Origin of the sequence: Microbispora sp. CA-135349 (genome assembly GCF_050947365.1) — a bacterium.
Lineage (GTDB): Bacteria > Actinomycetota > Actinomycetes > Streptosporangiales > Streptosporangiaceae > Microbispora.
Map to the genome: position 1 here is coordinate 1,287,318 of NZ_CP192001.1, position 21,316 is coordinate 1,308,633.

At 73.2% G+C, this 21,316-nt stretch carries 13 protein-coding genes; 8 read left to right on the plus strand and 5 right to left on the minus strand.

The window, feature by feature from the left end:
• Positions 1–33: 33 nt before the first annotated feature.
• From ACQPZZ_RS06485 to ACQPZZ_RS06495, 3 genes are read left to right on the plus strand one after another with little or no spacing between them, the layout of a single operon-like run.
• Positions 34–2,028: a glycosyltransferase gene (locus tag ACQPZZ_RS06485; RefSeq protein WP_432929823.1), complete on the plus strand. Its 1,995-nt coding sequence runs from the start codon at positions 34–36 to the stop codon at positions 2,026–2,028.
• Complete coding sequence (locus tag ACQPZZ_RS06490) at positions 2,025–3,617, plus strand: glycosyltransferase (RefSeq protein WP_432929825.1); 1,593 nt, start codon at positions 2,025–2,027, stop codon at positions 3,615–3,617. Before ACQPZZ_RS06485 ends, ACQPZZ_RS06490 begins: the two co-directional genes overlap by 4 nt.
• Positions 3,618–3,627: 10 nt before the next feature.
• Entirely contained in the window at positions 3,628–7,167 is a 3,540-nt protein-coding gene (locus tag ACQPZZ_RS06495) for a glycosyltransferase (protein ID WP_432929827.1), read from the plus strand.
• A gap of 179 nt (positions 7,168–7,346) precedes the next feature.
• On the opposite strand, the gene ACQPZZ_RS06500 is transcribed toward ACQPZZ_RS06495, so the two are convergent.
• Complete coding sequence (locus ACQPZZ_RS06500; RefSeq protein ID WP_432929829.1) at positions 7,347–7,889, minus strand: RICIN domain-containing protein; 543 nt, start codon at positions 7,887–7,889, stop codon at positions 7,347–7,349.
• A 188-nt stretch (positions 7,890–8,077) separates the two neighbouring features.
• On the opposite strand from ACQPZZ_RS06500, the gene ACQPZZ_RS06505 reads away from it, so the two are divergent.
• Both ACQPZZ_RS06505 and ACQPZZ_RS06510 read left to right on the plus strand, forming a co-directional pair.
• Entirely contained in the window at positions 8,078–11,026 is a 2,949-nt protein-coding gene (locus ACQPZZ_RS06505; protein ID WP_432929831.1) for a CDP-glycerol glycerophosphotransferase family protein, read from the plus strand.
• Between the two features lie 47 nt (positions 11,027–11,073).
• Positions 11,074–12,672, plus strand: a complete 1,599-nt coding sequence (locus ACQPZZ_RS06510) for a glycosyltransferase family 39 protein (RefSeq protein WP_432929833.1) — start codon at positions 11,074–11,076, stop codon at positions 12,670–12,672.
• Here the strand turns inward: ACQPZZ_RS06510 and ACQPZZ_RS06515 are convergent.
• Entirely contained in the window at positions 12,639–14,219 is a 1,581-nt protein-coding gene (locus tag ACQPZZ_RS06515; protein WP_432929835.1) for a stealth family protein, read from the minus strand. The two genes, ACQPZZ_RS06510 and ACQPZZ_RS06515, sit on opposite strands and share 34 nt — an antisense overlap.
• 155 nt (positions 14,220–14,374) lie before the next feature.
• Here ACQPZZ_RS06515 and ACQPZZ_RS06520 point away from each other — a divergent pair, with 155 nt between their 5' ends.
• Together ACQPZZ_RS06520 and ACQPZZ_RS06525 are read left to right on the plus strand one after the other, a co-directional pair.
• Positions 14,375–15,265, plus strand: a complete 891-nt coding sequence (locus tag ACQPZZ_RS06520) for a CDP-alcohol phosphatidyltransferase family protein (RefSeq protein ID WP_432929837.1) — start codon at positions 14,375–14,377, stop codon at positions 15,263–15,265.
• Between the two features lie 124 nt (positions 15,266–15,389).
• Positions 15,390–16,430: a sulfotransferase family protein gene (locus ACQPZZ_RS06525; protein WP_432929839.1), complete on the plus strand. Its 1,041-nt coding sequence runs from the start codon at positions 15,390–15,392 to the stop codon at positions 16,428–16,430.
• A gap of 100 nt (positions 16,431–16,530) precedes the next feature.
• Here the strand turns inward: ACQPZZ_RS06525 and ACQPZZ_RS06530 are convergent, their stop codons facing one another.
• The 3 genes from ACQPZZ_RS06530 to ACQPZZ_RS06540 form a co-directional block, all read right to left on the minus strand.
• Positions 16,531–17,637 (minus strand): LacI family DNA-binding transcriptional regulator, encoded by a 1,107-nt coding sequence (locus ACQPZZ_RS06530; protein ID WP_363639343.1) that lies wholly within the window; start codon positions 17,635–17,637, stop codon positions 16,531–16,533.
• A gap of 12 nt (positions 17,638–17,649) precedes the next feature.
• On the minus strand, positions 17,650–18,549 hold the full coding sequence (locus tag ACQPZZ_RS06535) for a PfkB family carbohydrate kinase (RefSeq protein WP_432929841.1): 900 nt from the start codon (positions 18,547–18,549) through the stop codon (positions 17,650–17,652).
• Between the two features lie 104 nt (positions 18,550–18,653).
• The gene (locus tag ACQPZZ_RS06540) at positions 18,654–19,655 is read right to left on the minus strand and encodes an SIS domain-containing protein (RefSeq protein ID WP_432929843.1); all 1,002 of its coding nucleotides are present in this window, start codon (positions 19,653–19,655) and stop codon (positions 18,654–18,656) included.
• Between the two features lie 334 nt (positions 19,656–19,989).
• On the opposite strand from ACQPZZ_RS06540, the gene ACQPZZ_RS06545 reads away from it, so the two are divergent.
• Complete coding sequence (locus ACQPZZ_RS06545; protein WP_432929845.1) at positions 19,990–21,315, plus strand: ABC transporter substrate-binding protein; 1,326 nt, start codon at positions 19,990–19,992, stop codon at positions 21,313–21,315.
• The last annotated feature ends 1 nt before the right edge of the window (position 21,316 follow it).

The window sequence follows — 21,316 nt, forward strand, 5'->3', positions numbered from 1 at the left end:
CGGATGAGGAACCGGGCAGCGTGAGGAGGGCGGGTGACGCGAGCCGCCTCCCGGTCGGCGTGGGGGACGTGGATCGGGTTCGAATCCTGTCCCACGCTGCCCGGCCGCCTCGTCGAGGGCTTCGCCGGTCCGTGGACCCCGCTGGAGGACGTCCCCGTCCCGCCTCCGGTTCCGGCGGGCGACGTGGACGCGAGCCGGGACACGAGTCACGGCGCCGACGCCGGAGGCACCCTTCCGGCAAGCGCGGACCGCGCCGGCCGGGCGCCGGGCGAACCCGGTGCTTCCTTGTGGAAGAGCCGCCTGCTTCGTTCGACGATCAGCGCCATGAGCGTGCGCGGGCGGCGAGCGGTCGGGTCACGCCCGGCCACCGGCCTCGAATGCGTCGTGCTCGCGGCGCGGTCCCCGGCCGATCTCCGCAGAGCGGTGCCGCTGCGCGGCCTGCTGCCCGCGGCGACGCGGATTCGGATCGCCGTCGCCGACGTGCCGCCCTGGGCGGCCCAGCCGCTGCCGGCCGCCGCACCGGGCGCCTGCTGGCGGCACCTGACCGAGATGCGGGTCGTACGCCGGGGGCGCGGCTGGCACCTGGACGCCGCCTTCACCGAGCCCGTGCGGGCCGGCGACGTCGTGGCCCACGTCGCGCTCGGCCTGTTCGGCGCGTGTGAGGCGACCGGTCCCGTCGCGGGGCTGGAGGGCGGCGGTACGGCCGACTGGCGGCCCGGCGACCCCAACGTGACGCTGTCGCCGCCCGGCGGGCCCGTGCCGGACCGCCGCGACGCCCCCGGCTGCGATCTGCTGCTGCGCGCCGGTGATCTTCCGGACGGCGCCGGCGGTCTCGCGGACAACATGGTGCCGCCGCTGGACGAGGCCGTGGTGAACCCCATCGGGTTCCGGCGGCATCCCTCGGACGGGGTGGCGGCGCTCGCCGCGCACCGGGACGGGTTCGTCGTCATCCGGGGCGGGGGCAGACTCGTCCGGCTTCCGGCCTCGGGGCGGGTCACCGACGTGGACGTCGCCCGCCTGCGCGACGTGCGGGGGGTCGAGGTGCCCGCGCTCGCCGGACGGTCGCAGACGGCCGCGCGTGTCGTCGCGGCCCTCGCGGCCGCCGGGATCCCGGTGCTCGCCGCGCCCGATCCGGCCCGCGACCGGGCGCTGGGCCCCGGCCTCGCCGCCGCGCTCGCCGCCGTGACCGGCGAGGCGCTCGCGTCCGACCTGCGCCGCGAGGAGCTGAGCATCCGGCTGCGCAGGGCCGCGCTGCGCGAGCACGGGGCCGCCGCCCGCTGGCGGCGTCTCGCGCTGGGCGCCGGCCTGCCGGTGCCGCCGGAGCCGAGGGTTTCGATCCTGCTGTGCACGCGCCGCCCGGAGATGGTGCCGTTCGCGGTCGGGCAGATGGAGCGCCAGCGCGGCGTGACCGCCGAGCTGATCGTGGGGCTCCACGGCTTCACCGCGCGGGAGGCGCCGATCCCCCGCACGCGGCTGCCGCTCACCGTGATCGAGGCCCCCGCCGTGACGCCGTTCGGGGAGGTCCTGAACCGGATGGCGGCCGTGGCCTCCGGGTCGTACCTCGCCAAGGTGGACGACGACGACTGGTACGGGCCCGACCACCTCGCCGACCTCCTGCTCGCCCGCCACTACAGCGGCGCCGACCTCGTCGGGTCGGCGGCGGAGTTCGTCTACCTGGAGTCGCTCGACGTGACGATCAGGAGGTGCATCGGCACCGAGCGGTTCGCGCCGCTGGTGGCCGGGGGCACCATGCTGATCGCCCGGGCGGCGTTCGAGGCGGCCGGCGGCTTCCGGCCCCTGGCGAGGACCGTGGACGGTCAGCTGCTGCAGGCCGTGGAGGCCGCCGGCGGCCGGATCTACCGCACCCACGGCCTCGGTTACGTGCTGCGCCGCCGCAGTGCGTACGGCCACACCTGGCGCCGGCCCGTTCAGTCGTTCCTCGCGTCCTACCAGGAGCAGTGGCGCGGGCTGGTCTTCAACGAACTGATGGAGGACGGTGCCCGATGCCGAGCGGAGGTGAGGACGTGACGGGGCCTGTGCGCATCCCGCTCAACGACTACGGGGTGCTCGGGGAGCCGCCCGAGCCGGGGGAATGGAGTCCCACGCGCACGGTGAGCGTGGTGATCCCCGCCTACCGCGCGGAGCGTACGCTGCCGCTGACGCTGGCCGGTCTGGCCCGGCAGACCTACCCGGCCCACCTCATGGAGGTCGTAGTGGTGGACGACGGCGAGCGGCCCATGGAGCCGCCGCCCATGTCGTCGGCCGGGCCGCTGCCGGAGCGGCTGCGGGTGGTCCGCCCGCGTGACGGGGCGTGGGGAAGGGCGAGCGCCTGCGCGGCGGGGGCCGAGGCGGCCGAGGGTGAGGTGATCCTCTTCCTGGACGCCGACCTCGTGTTGTTCCCCGAGCACGTGGAGGCCCAGATGCGCTGGCACCACCTGGCCGACTACCTGGTCGTGCTCGGGCACCTGAGGTTCGTGCCCGGCCTCGACGAGGTCCCGGCGAGCGAGGTGCTCGCGGCCGTCGAGGCGGGCGCGGTGCCCAAGCTCTTCGCCGAGGACGAGGCCACGCCGCAGTGGACCGAGCGGCGCTGGGACCAGACCGACGACCTGCGCGCGGCCGGCTTCGGCGCGTTCTCGGTCATGGTCGGGGCCACCGCGTCGCTGCCGGCCCGCCTGCTGCGCGCCGCCGGCGGGCTCGACGCCTCGCTGGTCCTCGGCGAGGACACCGAGCTCGGCTACCGGCTGGCCCAGGCGGGCGCCGTGTTCGTGCCCGATCGCCGCAGCCGGTGCTGGCACCTCGGCCGGTCCACCGTCATGCGCCGCGAACCCGACGTGAAGCGGCACAACTGGCCCCACCTCGCCGAGCGCGTCCCGAGCTTCCGCTGGCTGCGCAGGCACCCCGGCCGCACCTACCTCGTGCCGTACGTCGAGGTCGTGGTCGAGGTGGGGGACGCGTCGTTCGAGGAGGTCAGGGCGACCGTCGACGCCGTGCTCGCCGGGCGGCTGCCCGACGTGCGGGTGACGGTCGTCGGCCCCTGGGGGCGGCTCGGCGGCGGGCGGCGCGACCCGCTCGGCGACCCCTCGCTCGACCTGCGGCTGGTGCTCGCCTGCTACCAGGGCGAGCCGCGCGTGCGGTTCCACGAGGCCGTGCCGGACGACTGCTTCCCCGTGCCGTTCCGCTTCCACTGCCCGCCGGGCTGGGTGCCGTCGCGCGGCACCCTCGGATCGATCGTGAAGCACGCCGACCGGCAGCGGCTGGGGATCGTCTCGCTCGCGCTCGACGAGCGGAAGGACGGCCGCGTCGTGCGCGCCCGGCTGGAGCGCACCGCCGCGATGAGCCGCGCCCGCCGCTGCGCGGGACCGGGCGACGACCTCGACGACCTGGTCCACGAGATGTACGGCACGGTGTGGGAGGCGGGCTCCACGTGGGGATTCCTGCCTGCCGCGATCGCCGCGACCACCGCCTCGCCGGTGCCCGGCCGCGTCCGGGCCGGCGCCCCCGGCGTGGCCGGCGGAGGCTCCCGCCGCCCCCTGACCAGGCCGCTGCGCCGTACCGCACGTCTGATCCGCCGGCGCCTGCGCGCGCTCGTGTCTCCGTCCGCCGCTTCGCCGACCTGAAGGAGCGCCCGTGCCCCGCCTCAGTGTGATCATCCCGATCTACGACGTGGAACCGTACCTCGCCGGCTGCCTGGCCTCGGTCGCCGCGCAGACGTGGGAGGACATCGAGGTCGTCATGGTCGACGACGGCTCGCCGGACGGCAGCGCCGGGATCGCCGGTGGATTCGCGGCGCGGGACGGCCGGTTCCGGCTGGTCCACCAGGCCAACACCGGCCTCGGGGCGGCGCGCAACACGGGAGTGCGGCACGCGACCGGGGACTACCTCATGTTCCTCGACAGCGACGACCTGCTGCCGGCGCACGCCCTCGAATACCTCCTGGCGTCCCTCGAGCGGACAGGGTCGGACCTCGCCACGGGCAACGTGCTGCGCCTCGACGGACGCGGCGCCCGCCAGTCGGCCATGCACCGGGCCGTCTTCGCCGCCGCCGCCGCGGGCACCCACATCACCCGAACGCACACGCTCCTGCGCGACCGCCTGGTCACCAACAAGCTGTGGCGCCGCTCGTTCTGGGACGCCCACGGGTTCGCCTTCCCGGAGGGCGTGCTGTACGAGGACATCGCCGTGGCCCTGCGCGCCCACTTCCTGGCGCGGGCCGTGGACGTGCTGCCCGCACCGGTCTACCTGTGGCGGCGGCGCGAGGGCGGCGGCCGCTCGATCACCCAGGACAAGGCACGGGCCGTGCACCTGGAGGACCGGTTCGCCGCCGTCACCGAGGTCCGCCGCTTCCTGAGCGAGCACCACTTCACCGCGCACATCCACGCCTGGGATCACGCCGTTCTCGACGGCGACCTCACGAACTTCCTCGACGTGCTCGACCAGGCCTCCCCGGCGTTCCGGGAGCGGTTCCTCGACCTCGCCGGCCTGTACCTGGAGGACGTGGCGGTCCCCGTGCTCGACGGGCTGCCCGCGCTGCGCCGTCTGCAGTGGCATCTCGTGCGCCTGCGCCGCCTGCCCGACCTGCTGGAGGTCCTCGCATGGGACCGGGAGGTGAGGCCCGACCGGCGGCTCGTGCGCAGGGTGGGCGGCCACCACCTGAACCCGCCCCTCACCCGATCCTCCGACCGGGAGATCCCCGCCACCGTGACCAGGGCCAGGGACGAACTCGTGCCGAGGCACCGCATCGACGCGGTCCGGTGGGAGGACGGCGTGCTCGTGGTGGAGGGCCGGGCGGCCTCGCCGTACCTGCGGCCCACCCGGCGGGTTCACCAGCAGGTCTTCGCCGCCCTCGTCCACGAACGGACCGGCCGGCGCGTCCGCGTGCCGGCGTCGGTCACCAGGGCCCGGGTGTCCACGAAGTCGAAGGAACGCGACTGGGGCGGGTTCCGGCTCGCGATCGACCCGGCCGCGCTGGCCAGGCCGGGCCGTCTCGGGCGGTGGCACGTGGAGTTGCGCGTGCTGCACCGGGGCGTCCTGCGGCGCGGACGGCTGTCCGATCCGCGCGCCGGCACCTCGGTCGTCGAGCACGCGGGCTACCGCGCCGTGGGCTCCGATCACTACGTCGCGCCGCTGCTCGGGGAGACCGGTGACCTCGTGCTCCGGGCCGGGCGGGAGACCGCCCGGGTCGTCACCCGGGAGGTGCGCGACGGCCGTCTGCGCCTGGTGGGCCACATCGTCAACGACCTCGGCCCGAGCCCGGTGCTCCAGGTCACCCGGCGTCCGGGAGGTGTTCCCCGCACCTACCCCGTGAACGTCGACCGGCGCACGTTCGAGGCCGCCGTCGACCTGCGCGATCTGCAGCCCGCCTCACGGTCCCCCGTGTTCCGTGAGGTGACCCTGCCGGCGGAGGTGGCCGACCCCGAGGTGTGGTGGGAGGTCGAGGTGCGGGCCGCCGACGGCACGGTGACGCCCGTGACGCTCGCCGAGGACGTGCCCACCGGCCGGTACGGCCTGGCCGGCCGGGAGATCGTCGTGGCCCGCGACCGCACCGGCGGCCTGGTCCTGCGGGACCAGCCCGTCGCCGCGTACGCCGACCTCGCCGAGTGGCTGCCCGCGCGCCGAGGGGGAGGGGGAGAGCTGCTCATCGAGGGCGGCCTCGCGGTGCCGCACGAGGTGTCGGCGCTGGTGGTGACCGCCCTCGCCCCCGTCATCCCGGGCCCGGGGGAGTGGCTGCTGCCGATCGAGGGTGCCGGGACCCGGTTCCGGGCCCGCCTGACGCCCGAGCAGGCCGGCTCGCCCGTGGGGCCGCTGCCGCTGCCGCGCGGCCGGTACGCCCTGTCGATCAGGGCGCGCGCCGCCGGGGGAGGATGGGCGGACCTGCCGCTCGAGTTCGACACGGACGTGCCGGCGGCCCACCAGACGGCCCGCCGTACGTTCGGGATCGTCACGTCGGGTCCGGGGCGGGCGGTGCTGACCGTGAGCGGCGACCTGACCGCCGACGAGCGTGGCAAGAAGGCCCAGCGGGTGCTGCGCACGAGGACCTACCCCCAGATGAGGGACAGGCCGCTGCGGGACGCGGTCCTGTTCGACGGCGGCGCGGGCACCCGCTTCGGCGGCAGCCCGAGGGCGGTCTGCGAGGAACTGCGCCGCCGGGGGAGCGACCTGCCGCTGCTGTGGAACGTGCGGGACGGGCAGGTCGCCCTGCCCGGCGACGTCGAGCCGGTGCGCACGCTGGGACGTGAGTATTACGAGGCGCTGGCCCGATGCCGCTACGTCGTCACCGACGCGCCGCTGCCGCCCTGGTTCGACCGCAGGCCCGGCCAGGTGGTCGTGCAGACCTGGCAGGAGCCGGTGTACGACCGGCAGTCCTTCACGGAGCGTGAGCCGGCCTGGGGTCACGAGGGCGGTCCCGGGGCGGGCTTCCGTGCCGGTTTCGGGGCGGACCAGTGGACCCATCTCGTCGGCGCGGGCCCATGGTGGACGCCCCTGCTGCGGCGGGCGTTCGGCTATGAGGGGGAGGTGCTGGAGACCGGCCTGCCGTGCGACGACCTGCTGACCGGGCCGGGCGCTGGGGAGCGCGCCGCAGAGGTGCGGCGCCGCCTCGGCCTGCCGGAGGACGCCAGAGTCCTGCTGTACGTCGCCGGGAGGCACGACACGCTCGACCCCGCACGCGTGGCGGCGGGCCTGCCGCGCGACCATGTGCTGCTGGTCCGTTCGCCCGAGGCCGCCGCCGGGCGGACGCCGGCCCGGCGACCGGACGGCGCCGCCGGTTCCGAGGGAGTCGTCCGGCATCGCGGTGCGGTGCGGCACGGAGCCGGGCCGGGCGACGCCCGCCTGCGCGACGTCACCGGCCACCCGGATCCGCATGAGCTGTATCTCGCCGCCGACGTCCTGATCGCCGGGGACGTGGCGGCGGTGTTCGACTTCGCGGTCACGGGACGCCCCGTGCTCCTGCACGCGGGCGGGCCGCAGGACCCGTGGCCGCACCCCGAGGCGCCGGGGCCCGTGCTGCGCCGTGGCGCCGGGGCAGAGGCCGAGGTGCTCGACGCGGTCGCGCACCTCGACGAGATCGAGGACAAGCACGCGGACGCGCTCGGCGCGTTCCTGGCGAGGTACCGCCCCATGGCCGACGGCCACGCCGCCCACCGGGCGGTGGACGCCCTGTTCGCCTGACCCGCCCGGGCCGTCACGACAGGTGGGCGGCCGAAATCGAGGGCCTACGCCGCACGAGCGGGAACTCTGGGATCGGGGGAAGGCCCGGCAGCCGTACGACTGCCGGGCCTTCTCGATCGTCGCCGACGTCACCGGTGGAACGCCGGCCGAGCTTCAGCGCGCCGTCACATGGGTGGCGGTCAGGCGAGCCGCCATTCCTGGTTGGGCCATCCCTTGCCGCAGGACCACTGCACGATCCTCGCCTCGTTGGCGGTGTCCCGGCCGTAGACGTCCAGGCACTTGCCGCTGTGCCGGGCGACGACGGTGAAGTAGCCGTTGTCCTTCTGGTCGAGCCGCCATTCCTGGTTGGCGGCGCCGTTGCAGGTCCATTGCACGACCCTGACTCCGTCGGAGGTGTCCCGGCCGTAGACGTCCAGGCACTTGCCGCTGTGCTCGGCGCGGATCGTGTAGTAACCGTCGCTGGTCGCCACGAATCTGAACTCCTGGTTGGGCCACTCGTTGCCGCAGGTCCACTGCACGACCCTGGCTCCGTCGGAGGTGTCCCGGCCGTAGACGTCCAGGCACTTGTCACTGTGGCGGGCGACCAGGTTGGCGACGAACTTCGCCTTCAGCCGACCGGCCCCGTCGCCGCCGGCGGCGGTGGCCGGCGGTGCCAGGGTGAGGGAGCCGGTGAGCAGACAGGCGGCCATCGCCAGTGTCCGACCGGTCAGCGTGAGTGCCATCGAGCCTCCTGAATTTGTGGGAGATCCAGCAAGCCCTTATCTACCATCGAGTATTACTGACTGTAACGATACCCTTCACTGACTGTGACCATTCTGCCGGGGTCAGGACGGTCAAGAGGTGGCCAAGGGACCGTAAGGCAATGGGGATCGGCCCGGTGTCGTCCGCCGTGCGTCGGCATCCTGGCGGCGTGACCGTGCCTCCCAGGCTCTCGGTGGTCGTCCCCCTGCACGGCGGGGAGGAACACGCCGAGGAGTGCCTCGAATCCCTACGCGACCAGACCCTCGACGACCTGGAAGTGATCCTCGCCGGTCGCCCGCGGGGTGTTCGCCCACCCGACCACAGGTTCACGCTCCTCACGCTCGGCGACGGCGGCGACGACCCCGGAACGGCACGTAACGCGGGAGCGGCCTTCGCCACCGGGCGCTACCTCGCCTTCGCCGACCCCGGCTCGGTGGTCCCCGCGGACGCCTACCGCGCGCTGGTCGGCGCCCTCGACCACACCGGCTCCGACCTCGCCTGCGGCCGGATCCGCACCTGGACGCCGCACGCGACGGGCGCGGCAGTGAAGGCCAGGGAGTTCCTGCGCACGCACATCACCCGGCATCCGAAGCTGCTGGACGACCCTCGGGCGGGCGGCACCGTGTTCCGCCGGGAGTTCTGGAACCGGCACGGGTTCGCCTTCCCCGCGGGGCTGGGCGAGGACTTCCCGGTGACGATTCCCGCGCACGTGCTGTCCACCTCGGCCGACGTGCTCGGCGAGGTGGTCTGCCTCACCCGTGGGTCCCGGCCGCCCACCGACCCGCTGCGCCGCCTGCGGGCGATGCTGGAGGTGTCGGACCTGCTCCGGCGGCACGCGCCCGAGCTGCGCACGGCCTACGACCTGCGCCTCGCCGAGGGGCCCGACCTCGAAGCGGTGCTGGACGCCGTACGCGACCGGGTCCCGGACGGGCTCGCCGAGGCCCTGGGTCGTCTCGACCCCGGCGCGCTGGAACGGCTGCCGGTCCTCAGGCGGCTCCGGATCCACCTCGCCGCGCACGACATGACCGGCGAACTGGCGGAGCTGCGGATGTTCGCCGCGTCGGAGATCAGGCACCGGGGCGTGCTGCGGCGGGGGCTGAGGCGCCGCCGCTGGTATCTCGACTACCCCTTCCGCAGGGACCCCCGGCTGCCGCGCTCGTTGTTCGACGCCTCCCGCGACCTGCGGCTCGTCGCCTGCGTGGACGACGTACGTCACACGGACGGCAGGCTCGTCCTGGCGGGCCACGCGTACATCGCGCATCTGGACAGCGGGCGCAGCCGGATCGAGCTGTGGCTCCAGCGGGGAGAGGAGCGGATCACCCTGCAGGTGCGGCGGACCAGCAGGCCCGACGTGACCGCGGACTCCCGGCAGTCCGTCGCCTGCCACGACGACTCCGGCTTCGAGACCGTGGTCGCCATCGACGCCCTGCCGTCCGGCCGGTGGGCATTGCACGCGCGGGTCCGGGCGCGGGGCGTCACCCGGGCGGGCCGGGCGCTCGGAGCCTCGGGCGAGCGCGTCTTCGACGCCGGGAACGTGCGCGTCAGCCTCACCCGCGACCGGGGGCTCACGCTCGGTCCCCGCGCCGACGACGGCCCGCATCTCGATTCCGCCGGCCAGGTGAGCACGGCGCGGCGGACGGAGTCCGGCGGCCAGGTGAGCGCGGTCCGGTGGTCGGAGTCCGGCGAGCTGGTCCTGGAGGGGACGGGCCCGTGTCCGGGCGGCCGGATCGTCCTGGAACGCGGCGCGGAGCGGCACTCCTGGCCGGTCCGCCGGGACGAGGAGACATGGACGGCCGCCATCGGCAGGACGGCCGAGGGACTTCCGCTCCGCAGCGGGACCTGGCGCGTGCTCGCCCTGTCACCGGCGGGCGGGGACGAGCGTGTGCGCCTGAGCCCGGCCGTGATCGCCGACCCGCCGCGGCCGCGTGTCACCGGGTTCCACGAGGTCTCCGTCCGCACCTCACGCGACGGCGACCTGAGCCTCGCGGTGCGCCCCGCGCTCGGCCCGCACGAGCGCGGGCCGTACGCGACGCGCAGGCGGCGGGCGGCGGCGCCGCGCCGCACCGCCCTGCGGAACGCGGCCGTGTTCGACAGTTACGGCGGCGGACAGTACTCGTGCAATCCCCGGGCCGTCTCGGAGGAGCTGGCGCGCCGCCATCCGGACACGGAGATCGTCTGGGTCACCAGGGACGGGCAGTTCGCCGTTCCGCCGGGCGTGCGCCTGGTCCTGTACGGCTCGCGCGAGCACGAGGAGGCGCTGCGCACCAGCCGCTTCGTGGTGGCCAACCGGCGCACGCAGCCGGGGTGGTATCGCAAACCGCGCGGGCAGACGGTCGTGCAGACCTGGCACGGCACGCCGCTCAAGCGGCTGGGCCTCGACCTGGAGGGCATGCCGTACGCACAGCGGGTGCCGCGCGACGAACTGGCGCGGCAGGTGGCGACGTGGGACCTGCTGCTGTCGCCGAGCCCGTTCGCCACCTCCGCGTTGCGCGGGGCCTTCGGCTATGAGGGGGAGATCCTGGAGTCGGGCTACCCGCGCAACGACGTGCTCTTCGACCCCGCGCGCGCCCGTGCGGCGCGCAGGCGGCTGGGCCTGACCGGTGACCGGCGGGTCATCCTGTACGCGCCGACGTGGCGGGACGACGATGCCGCCGGGGTGCTCGCGCTCGACCCGGTCCGGGCCGCCGGGGCGCTGGGCGACGACGACGTGCTGCTTGTGCGGGCGCATTACCTGGTGGCCAGGGACATGGCGATCCCGAACGGCGACCGCATCCACGATGTCTCGAAATTTCCTGACATGGCGGATCTATTGGCCGCGGCGGATGTGCTGGTCACCGACTACTCGTCGGCGATGTTCGACTTCGCGTGCACCGGCCGGCCCATGGTGTTCTTCGCGCCCGACCTGGAGCGCTACCGGGACGAGGTGCGCGGCTTCTACTTCGACTTCGAGGACGAGGCTCCCGGGCCCGTGCTCAGGACCGGCGACGACGTGCTCGACGTGCTGCGGCACGGCGACCTCGGGCCCTTCGCGGCGCGCTACGAGCGATTCGCCCGCAGATACTGCCCCTGGGACGACGGGCACGCCTCGGCGCGCGTGGTCGCGCGCATGCGGCCATGACCACCGCGCCGCTCCCGCCGTGCCCGGGCGAGGAGCCCGGGCGGAGCGTGCGACCGGACCGGCCGGGTGTCGTGATCGTCGTACCGGCCGTCTTCGCCCTGGCCGCCGGGCTGTGGGATCTCGGCGGGCCGCCGCCGTGGCGGGACGAGGCGGCCACCGTCAGCGCGGCCGGCCGCACCCTGCCCCAGTTGGCGCACCTGCTGCAGTCGGTCGACGCGGTGCACGGCCTTTACTACGCGCTGATGCACATCGTCGCGGGCCTGTACGGCACCGCCGAGGTGACGTTGCGGATTCCGTCGGTCGTCGCGGGGGCGCTGGCCGCGGCCGGGACCGGCGCGCTCGGCCGGGCGCTCGGCGTCCCCCGGGCGGGCCTGTACGGCGGTGTGCTGCTGGCCCTCATGCCCATCTTCTCCAGGTATGTCCAAGAGGCCCGGCCGTATGCGATGACGGCGGCGGCGGCCGTCGGCGTGACCCTGCTGTTCCTGCGCCTGCAGCGGTCGCCCACATCGGCGGTCCTGGCGGCGTACGCGGCGGCGTTGACCGTGCTGGCCTACCTCAACCTGTTCGCGTTCCTGATCGCGGGGGCGCACGGCGTCACCCTGATCCTGTCCAGGGGACCGCTGCTCCGGTGGGCGTGCGCGACGACGCCGGCACTGGCGGCCGTGGCGCCGCTGGCCTGGCTCGGCTCCGGGCAGAGCGCGCAAGTGGGGTGGATACCCCGGCCGGAGGCGGCGGACGTGGGCAGGCTGGCCGTTCAGCTGTCCGGCGATCTGGGAGGCGCGACGGGGCCCGGCGTGGCCCCGTTGACCTGGGCGCTCGTGCTCTTCGGCCTCGCGTGTGCCGCGGTCGTGGGCGTCCGCCGGGCCCGCGTCGCCCGCCGCGGTGAAGAGCCCGTCGCCCGCCGCGGTGAAGAGCCCGCCGCCGGGCGGGACGGGGAGGCCGCCGCCTGCCGCGCCGGGCATCCCCCGGCCGTCGGCGCCACCGGGGAAACGCCTCCCGCCGCAGCGGGGGCGCTCGTGCGGCTGACGGTGCCGTGGCTGCTGGCGCCCGCGCTGGTGCTGCTCACGGTCTCCTGGGCCGTCCATCCCGTCTACGTGTTCCGGTATGTCTTCTGCTGCGTTCCGGCGGCGGCGCTGCTCGCCGGGGCGGGCCTGGCCGCGCTGCCCCCCGGCCTCGCCGCCGCGATGCTGGCCGCCTGGCTCGGCCTGTCTGTTCCCGGGCAGATCGCCACGCGCGGGCCGGACGGCAGGCAGGACGATCCCCGGCCCGTCATGACGCTGCTCGCGTCCGAGGCGAGGCCGGGAGACGGGGTGCTGTTCGTCCCCGCCAAGGTCAGGAAATACGCCGTGGTCTATCCGGCGGTTTTCGGCAGGCTCCGCGACGTGGCGCTGGCCTTGTCACCCGAGCGCGACGGCAGCTTCCCGGGCCGCGAAGTGGGCCCCCGGGTGCTCGCCGCCCGGCTCGCCGGGCTGCGTACGCTCTGGGTCGTCGGCCACACGGGCAAGGACGCGATGCCCGCCCGGCGGCGCGCCCTCGTCGCCCGTTCGTTCGCCCCGGCGGGCCGCTGGACCTTCCGCGGCCTGTTCGTGGACAGGTACGTCCCGCGGCACGCTCACCGCTCGAACGGCGCCGGGGTGGGGAAGTAGGCCTCGAGGAACCGCGCCAGCAGCGCGTCCTGCTCGGGGGTGGTGGGGGCGGTGTCGTTGAGGCAGAACACGTCGTGCCTGCGCCGGGCCAGCATGCGGCGGAGCTTGGCGGGCGTCTTCGGCAGCGACAGGTCGACGTAGGTGTAGTCGACCGTGCCGGGGACCGCACGCCCGCTCAGGTAGCCGTAGTAGTGCGCCAGCGAGGACACCACGGAGATGTCCCGCGACGTGCGGAACCTGCTGCGGGCGGTCGCCGTGAACTCCGCCGCGAAACGCCCCTCCAGCTCGTACATCAACGACCGGCGCAGCGCGTACGGCACGTGCTTGAGCTTCTGCGTGATCGTGCGGCCGGTCAGGTCCTCCAGGATGCGCCGGTTGTTCATACCGGCGGCGTGCACCGGGGACTCCTCGGTCTCCGGCAGGCCGAAGGGCACATGGACGGTGCTGGGGAAGAAGCGGGTGATGCCGTTGCCCTCGAAGAACGTCCGGGGAGGCAGCGGCCGTCCCAGGAAGAAGTCGTCGTTGAAATACAGGAAGTGCTCGCTGAGCCCGTCGATGTGGTGCAGCTGCGTCTCGATGGCGTGGGAGTTGAACACCGGCAGCACCGACGGGTCGGTGAAAATCTCCTTGTGGTCGACCACCGTGACCATGGGGTGAGTGGTGTCGAGCCACGACGGCGTCTGGCCGTCGGTGACGATCCACACCCGGTTTATCCACGGGGCGTACATCAGCAGCGAGCGCAGCGAGTAGCGCAGCTCGTCCCTGCTGGTGAACCGCGCCTCCGTGGTCGCCATCTCGCTCAGCGGGCCGCCGGAGCGCAGCGCCTCGCCGCGCTCGGCCTGGTCGCGGCGCGCCCGCCAGGCCGGGTCGGCGCCGTCCACCCACGTGTAGACGGCGTCGATCGGGAAGTCGATGTCGTCAAGCAGCCGCCGGAGGAACTCGGGCCGGGTGCGGTAGGCGCGGGCCCGGCGGGCGGCGCACGCCAGTGGCGTGAACAGCTCCTCGCCGCCGTCCACGGAGGGACCGTCGGCGGGAACGCGGTCGCAGGCCGGGTTCGGCCGCGGGGCGACGAGTTCGTCGCCCTCCCGGGCCCAGAACTCCAGGTCACAGCCGTTCTCCGGGCCGAGCGTCAGTGTGCGCGAGGGACTGGAGAAATACATGGCCAGCCGCACGACCCTGGCGTCGCCGAGCAGCGCCGCCGCCCGCCGCACCGGGCGCATCCGGCCGGCGTCCGCCCGGCGCGCCCGTGCCCCCTGCCTGCCGTACGGCTGTCGCGCCGCGAACAGCGGATGACGGCCCGCGGCGAGCGCGGCGAGCGCGCGTGTGCGCTCGTCCTCCGGCACGGCCACCACCGGCGGCCGGTTGGGCAACGGGCGCACACAGAAGTACGGCACACCCGACTCGGTCAGCAGGGCGCACACCACATCCAGCGTCTCGCGCTGGGCCTGGAGCGGACCCGCGTCCGCCCGGATGAGTGCGGCCCGCGGTGCGGGCTCCCACGACGGCAGCCGCCCCTGCAACCGCCGGTACAACGTGACAACGGGCATGGTCTCCCCCTCGACCACGCACTGTAACCGATCCGCGACCGGATTGGCGGATGGTTTACGTAGATGAGGGAGACGGTCAAGAACCGGCAATGAGATGCCCCGCCTGTTACCGAAGAGCAGGCCAACGGCTACCGGTTGTAGTCATTCTTGCCTGCATGGGGGGCTTCACGCTGGACGACATACTCGCGACGCGCAAACCGAGGGACTCGTGGTGGACCGTCTTCATGGTCGATCCGCTCGCCTGCCGGCTCGCGCTGCTCGTGGCTAACCACACTTCGATCACGCCCAACGGACTGACCAGACTGTCCATACTGATCGGCTTCGCCTCGGCGGCCGCGTTCGCGGAGGGCACGCTCGTCGCCGGCGCGGTGCTGTTCTACCTGAGTTTCACGGTCGACTGCATGGACGGGAAGATCGCCAGGCTCAAGGGCACGGGGACGCCCTTCGGTTTGTGGCTCGACTACGTCGGCGACCGGGTGCGGGTCGTCTGCTGCGCCTTCGGCTGGGGATTCGGGGAGTACACCCGGACGGGCGACACGGACGTGGTGCTCGCCGCCGTCGGCGTCGTCGTGCTCGATCTGTTCCGCTACATCAACGGCCCGCAGCTGAAACGGGTCAAGGACGCCACGCGTGCGCTGGTCGAGGCGCGGCTCGAGGGGCAGTGCGTCCTCGCCGAGAGCGTCCTGCGCGCCCGGCCGCGGACCGAGCTGGGGCAGGCCGCCGCGGAGTTCGGCGGGGTCGCCGCTGACGACGGCGCGACGGTGGTCGACCTGCAGAAGGCGTTCCACGCCCGCTTCCCCTGGTACGACCGGTTCCGCGTCTTCCTGGTGCGGCACCGGGTGCGCACCCACGTGGTGAGCGGGATCGAGTTCCACGCCGCGGTCTTCGTCGTGGGCCCGCTGTTCGGTCCCAAGGCCCTGGTGCCGGTCTCGGCCGTGGCCGGCGCGCTGCTGCTGACGTTCGAGATGAGCCTGGTCTACCGCGTCTGGCTGGCGTCGCGCCAGGTGCCCCGCACCGCCGACGAAAGAGAGAAGATCCTTATCTGACCGGCCGTCTCGGCCGCACCCACACGCTCGTACGGCGTGACGCCGTAGGACCCGCGTCACGAGCCGCGCCCGGGGGAGGGCGGCGGCCGGGCGTCCGGCAATTTCACCACGGGGGATAGAACTCATGCATTCGGACAGACCTGTCTTCGTCGTCGGCTGCCCACGCTCCGGCACCACCATGCTGCAGCTCATGCTGCACTCGCACCCGCGCATCGCGGTCCCGCCCGAGACGCGGTTCCTCGTCCCGGCCTACTTCTCCCGGCGGTCGTACGGCGACATGCGGCTGGCCGACAACCGGCGCAGGCTGGCGACCTGGATCGCCGAGGGCCGGACCACCAAGTTCCACGAGCTCGGGCTGAGCCGTCCCGACTTCGTCCAGGCGGCCATGCTCGGCCCGGGCAGCTTCGGCTCGGTCATCGGCATGGTCTTCAAGTGCTACGCCGAGCGCTTCGGCAAGCCGCGCTGGGGCGACAAGCGGCCCAGCTACTACCGGCACGTCGAGATGCTGATGCGGATGTTCCCCGACGCGCAGTTCGTCCACCTCGTCAGGGACGGCCGCGACTGCGTCGCCTCGCTCAAGCAGATGCCCTGGTACAAGGCGGACGCCGTGCACGCCATGGCCAACTGGGCCGAGGCCGTCGACTTCGGCCGCCGGCACGCCCGCAAGCTGCCGGCCGACAGCTTCTACGAGCTGCGCTACGAGGACCTCACCGCCGACCCGCAGACCGAGCTGAAGAAGCTGTGCGTGTTCCTCGGCGAGGAGTACGACCCCGGGATGTGCGAGCCCCGCCACATGGCGGAGCTGGCCGTGCCCAAGCACAAGGTGTGGCACAGCAACACGCACGAGGAGGTGACCACCGCCCACTCGGGCAAGTGGGCCTCCCGGCTGGAGCCCTGGGAGATCTCGCTGTGCGAGGAGGTGCTCGGCGAGCGGCTCACCGCGTACGGCTACGAGCTGAGCGGCGCGCGCAAGCCCGACCGCGAGCACGTCGCGGCGTTCAAGGCGGCGGTGGCCAAGCGCCGCGCGGCGCGGCTGCGCAAGTACAACCGTGACCGGCTCACCCGGCTGCGCGAGCCCGGCCCGATCGCCGCGCTGCTGACCGAGGGCCAGCGGCGGCTCGCCGGCCTGCCCCAGCAGCGCACCCCGGAACTGCTCCCCCGCTGACCTCCACCCCCGCGCCGTGATCGTGTGGTTTGCCGCTGAGAACGCGCCTGCCCGGGCCGTCGTGATCATGCGCTTTATGCGGCGGCGGCAAACTACATGATCACAAAGGGATGTTCGCGGGCGGGGGAGCGACGGAGGAGCGTTCGATGAGGCGTGAGCGCAGCGTGTGCGTCTCCCGGCCGGGCTCGGCCCCGCGCACGATGTCGAGGAGCACCTCGGCCGCCTTCGCGCCGAGCTCGTGCACCGGCTGCGCGATCATCGTCAGCGGCGGGTCCATGACCGCCGCCCAGGCGCTGTCGTCGAACCCGATGAGCGCGACGTCGCGCGGATAGGAGAGCCCGGCGGCCCGCAGGGCGCGCAGCGCTCCCGTCACCGCCTCGGCCTCCGTGCAGAACAGCGCGGTGATGCGGTCCGGCAGGGCGAGCATGCGCGCGACCTCCTCGGTCGCCCGCTCCTCGACCTTGCGTCCGACCATCACCAGCGCGGGATCGAACGGGATCCGGGCGTCGTCGAGCGCGTCGAGGTAGCCGCGCAGGCGCTCGCCGTCGGTCCACAGGTTGCGGGACGCCGCGGCCAGCAGCTCGCGCCGGGTCGCCGGCGGCTCCGCCACGGGCGGCCCCCACACGAACCCGATCCGCCGGTGCCCGGCCTCGATGAGCCGCTCGACCCCCTCGCGGGCGGCGTCGCGGTTGTCGATGACGACCGCGTCGAGATCGAGCGAGGGGACCGCCCGGTCGACGAGGACGACCGGGATGCCGCGGTTCAGCGCCTCCTTGACGTGCCCGACGTCCCGGCCGCTCAGCGCGGCCGAGGCGACGACGATGCCGTCGACGCGCTTGTCGATCAGCACGTTCATCGCGGCGATCTCCTCGTCGAGCTCCTCGTAGGTGCTCAGCACGATCGTGTCGAAGCCGCGGGCGCGGGAGGTGTCGCAGATCCCGCGTACGACGCCGGCGAAGAAGGGGTTGCCGATGTCGGCGACGATCACCCCGATGGTGTGGCTCACTCCGGTCGACATGCTGCGGGCGAGCGCGTTGGCGCGGTAACCGAGCTTCTCGGCCGCCTCCAGCACGCGCTTGCGCAGCTCCGGGCTGACGTGCCCGTACCCCCCGAGGGTGCGGGCCGCGGTCGCCCGGCCGACGCCCGCCTCGGCCGCCACCTCGGAGATGGTCGGCCGACCGGCGGCCTGGCCCCGGTCAGTCGGCATGGCTGGGGTCCCTCACTTCTCGCGATCACGGGATGGCGACATGCTAGCGACCACCGGCCGCCCGTGACCGAACGCGCCTTCGACCAGGCACTGGTCGTGCGCCGCCCGCGCGCCGTCGCGCAGGGCGGTCGCGATCACGTCGCCGTCCGGCGCGGCGCCCGCTCGCCAGCCGGACCGCAGCAGGGACACCGCGAACCCCGCGAGGAACGCGTCGCCGCAGCCCATCGTGTCGGCCATCAGCGCCGGGTCCTCCACCCGGACGGCCGTGGTGGTGAGGGTGACGCGGCCGTCGTACGCGATGGCCCCCTCCTCGCCCCGGGTGGCCAGCGCGAGCGACGCGCCCCGCCGTACGACGTCGGCCAGGAGGGCCCGTGTGGCGTCCTCGCCGAGGTGGGAGCACGACAGCAGGACGAGATCGGTGTGGGGGCAGATCCGGTCGAGATACTCCGGCGTGCGGTACTCGTCCTCGCTGGACAGGTCGTAGCTCACCAGCGTGTCCAGCCGGGCCAGCTTCGGCAGCTCGCCCTCGCTGCCCGAGTACACGCTGGAGTGCACCAGGTCGAACGACGCGGCGTACCCGAGGAGGTCGTCGCCGAGGACGATCGGCTCCCTGGTCGTGACGCCGCCGCCGTTCCAGCCGAGGAAGACCCGGTCGCCGTCGTCCACGCGCAGGGTGGAGAGGCCGCTCTCGCCGGCCCGTACGGCGCAGCGGTCGACGGCGACCCCCTGCGCGGCGATCGACTCCCGGATGAAGCCGCCGAGGTCGTCGTCGCCGAAGACCCCCAAGTAGGCGGCGTCGGCGCCGAGGCGCCGCGCGTAGACGGCCACGTTCACGCTGTTGCCGCCGGGATACTCGACGCCGCGATCGAGGAACCGGTCGACGACGTTGTCGCCGAAGCCGAGGACTCTCATGGACTCTCTCCTTCAAGGCGGGCCCCCGCGTGAGCGACGCGGGGGCCCTGGGGGCGCGCGGCCGGGCGCGGCGCCGTGATCGGGGGATCGGCGACGGTCGCCCGTCAGTAGTCCATGACGCGGTAGTAGCGGCGCAGTTCGAGCGAGTGGTCGCGCACCCGCTCCAGGTGCTTGCTGACGCGGCCCGTGGCCACGTCCATGACCAGCGGCCCGAGCAGGCCGCGGAACTCGGGGCTGATCCCCTCGAGCGGGTAGTCCTTGGTGTCGAAGACCGTGACGTCCTTGGAGACGCGCTTGGCGAAGGCCACCGCGCGGTCGGTGAGCGGCCTCGCCTCGTCCTCGCCCTGGAAGACGATGACGCTGGTGTCCTCCTCCAGCAGTTCGAGCGAGCCGTGGAAGAACTCCGCGCTGTGCACCCGGGTGGTGCGCAGCCACTGCATCTCCTCAAGGACGCACATGGAGTACAGGTAGGCGTACGCCCACAGGTTGCCGCCGCCGATGAGGAAGTAGTAGCCGGTGTCCTTGTGGTCGTCGGCGAACCTCTCGGCGACCGGCTCGGTCTGCCTGGCCACGTCCACCAGGATCCGGGGCAGGCCGTCGAGTTCGGCGGCGAACTTCTCGTAGCCGTCGAACTCGCCCCGCCGGGACAGCAGCCGGCCCATGAAGACCAGCATCTGGGGGTCGAAGGGCCACGTCTTGGGCTCGGTGATCAGCGCGACGTCCACCTTCTGGGCCACGGGCGAGTCGGGGTGGCCCGTCATGCCGATGGTGTAGACGCCCCTGGCCTTGCAGTACTCGATGGCCCGCACGGTGTCGTCGGTGGTGCCGGAGGCGGAGGTGAAGACCGCGACCGAGCGGTCGCCCAGCGCCGCCTCGCCCGCCGCGATCAGCTCGGCCGCGATGACCGCGCGGACGTCGAACGTGGAGCGCTGCCGGGCCATCCGCTCGTACGGCCACATCTGGGCGTAGGTGCCGCCGGCGCCGACCAGGTAGAGGTTGTCGAATCCCTCGTCCACGAGCCGATCGACCAGTTCCTCGATCTGGGGCCGCAACGCCACCGCGCTCGCCATCTGGGAGAGGAATTCCGGCTCGTTGAATCCGAGCATCATCGCGTCCTTTCGGGGATTGCCTGCGGACCGGGGCGCCCTGCTGCCTGATACCGGTATCACGCGAAGGTCACGCTGGCACACGGGACGGGCGGGCGTCAACAGGGGGACGAATTTTCATCGATGTTACCCATGTGACCTGCTGTTTCTCTGAGGCGAGCCGTTCCGGAAGGCCGACGAAGGAAAAATTCTTGTGAACAGGTCTGGTACCGGTATCACATGCTCTGTACAGTCACCCGTCATCGAGCGGGTCGTGCCGGCGGCGCGTCCCGGCGGATCTGAGGTGCTCCCGCACCGGCGGTCCCTCCTCCCCCCTGAGAGAGAAAGGAAGCCCATGCGCCCTCGCGCTCTGACGACGTTCGCGGCACTCGCCGGGACGTCGGTGCTCGCCCTGGCCGGCTGCACCGGCGGCGGGCAGGCGGACAAGGCTCCCGCGGTCGACGTCGCCGCCAGCCCCGACTATTCGGGCACGTTGAGCATCCTCACCAAGTTCGCCGGCGACCCTCTCGAGCCCTACTTCGTGGACCTGGCCGCGGAGTACGAGAAGCTCCATCCCGGCGTGAAGATCCAGCTCATCCAGGAGACCGACCAGAGCATCAAGGACAAGACCAAGACGCTGACGGCGTCGAACGCCCTCCCGGACGTCTACTTCACCTGGACCGGCACCTGGGCGGAGAACTTCGTCCGCGGCGGCCGCGCGGCGGACCTGAGCAAGGTGATCGGGCCCGGCACGGAGTGGGGCAAGACCTTCAGCGAGGGGGCGCTGTCGGCCTTCGCCTACGACGGCAAGTACTACGGGATCCCGCTGTACGGCAACGGCAAGTTCATGGGCTACAACAAGGCCGCCTTCGCCAAGGCCGGGGTCGAGGTGCCCAAGACGTTCGAGGAGCTGATCGCCGCCTGCGGCCCGCTGCGCAAGGCCGGGTACGAGCCGATCTCCTTCGGCAACAAGGACGGCTGGCCGGCTCTGCACTACCTGCAGCAGCTCTTCGCGTACAACGTCCCGACGGCCGCCTTCGACGCCGATCTCAAGCCCGCGACGGCCAAGCTCGACGACCCCGGCTACGTGAAGGCCCTCGGCCAGTTCAAGACCCTGGTCGACACCTGCACCGACACCAAGACCGGCACCAACGGCGTGCTGTACACCTCGGCGCAGGAGGCGTTCGCCGACGGCAAGTCCGCGATGTACTACCAGGAGATCCTGGAGTTCGACAACGAGACCGCCAAGGGCAAGCTCCCCACCGGCGACTTCGGCATCTTCCAGCTTCCGGCGCCGCAGGGCGCGGCAGGCGACCCGGCGATCGTCGAGGGCTCTCCCGAGGGGTATCTCGTCAACGCCGCCTCGCCGCGCATCCCGCTCGCCGTCGACTTCATGAAGTTCGTCACGAGCACGAAGAACGCTCAGACGCTCTCGTCGCCGCCGTACGGCCAGCCGAGCACGGTCGTCGGCGCCGTCACGCCCGACACCTCGAGCAAGGCGGTGTACGAGGGCATCGAACTCGTCAACAAGGCGCCGAAGCTGGCCGTCTGGCTCGACACGGTCACCGTCCCCGAGGTCGCCGACGCGTGGCTGTCCGGCGGCGAGGCGCTGATCACCGGCAGCAAGACCCCCGAGCAGGTGGTCGAGAGCGTCCGCCAGGCCTCGGCTGCGGCGAAGTAGC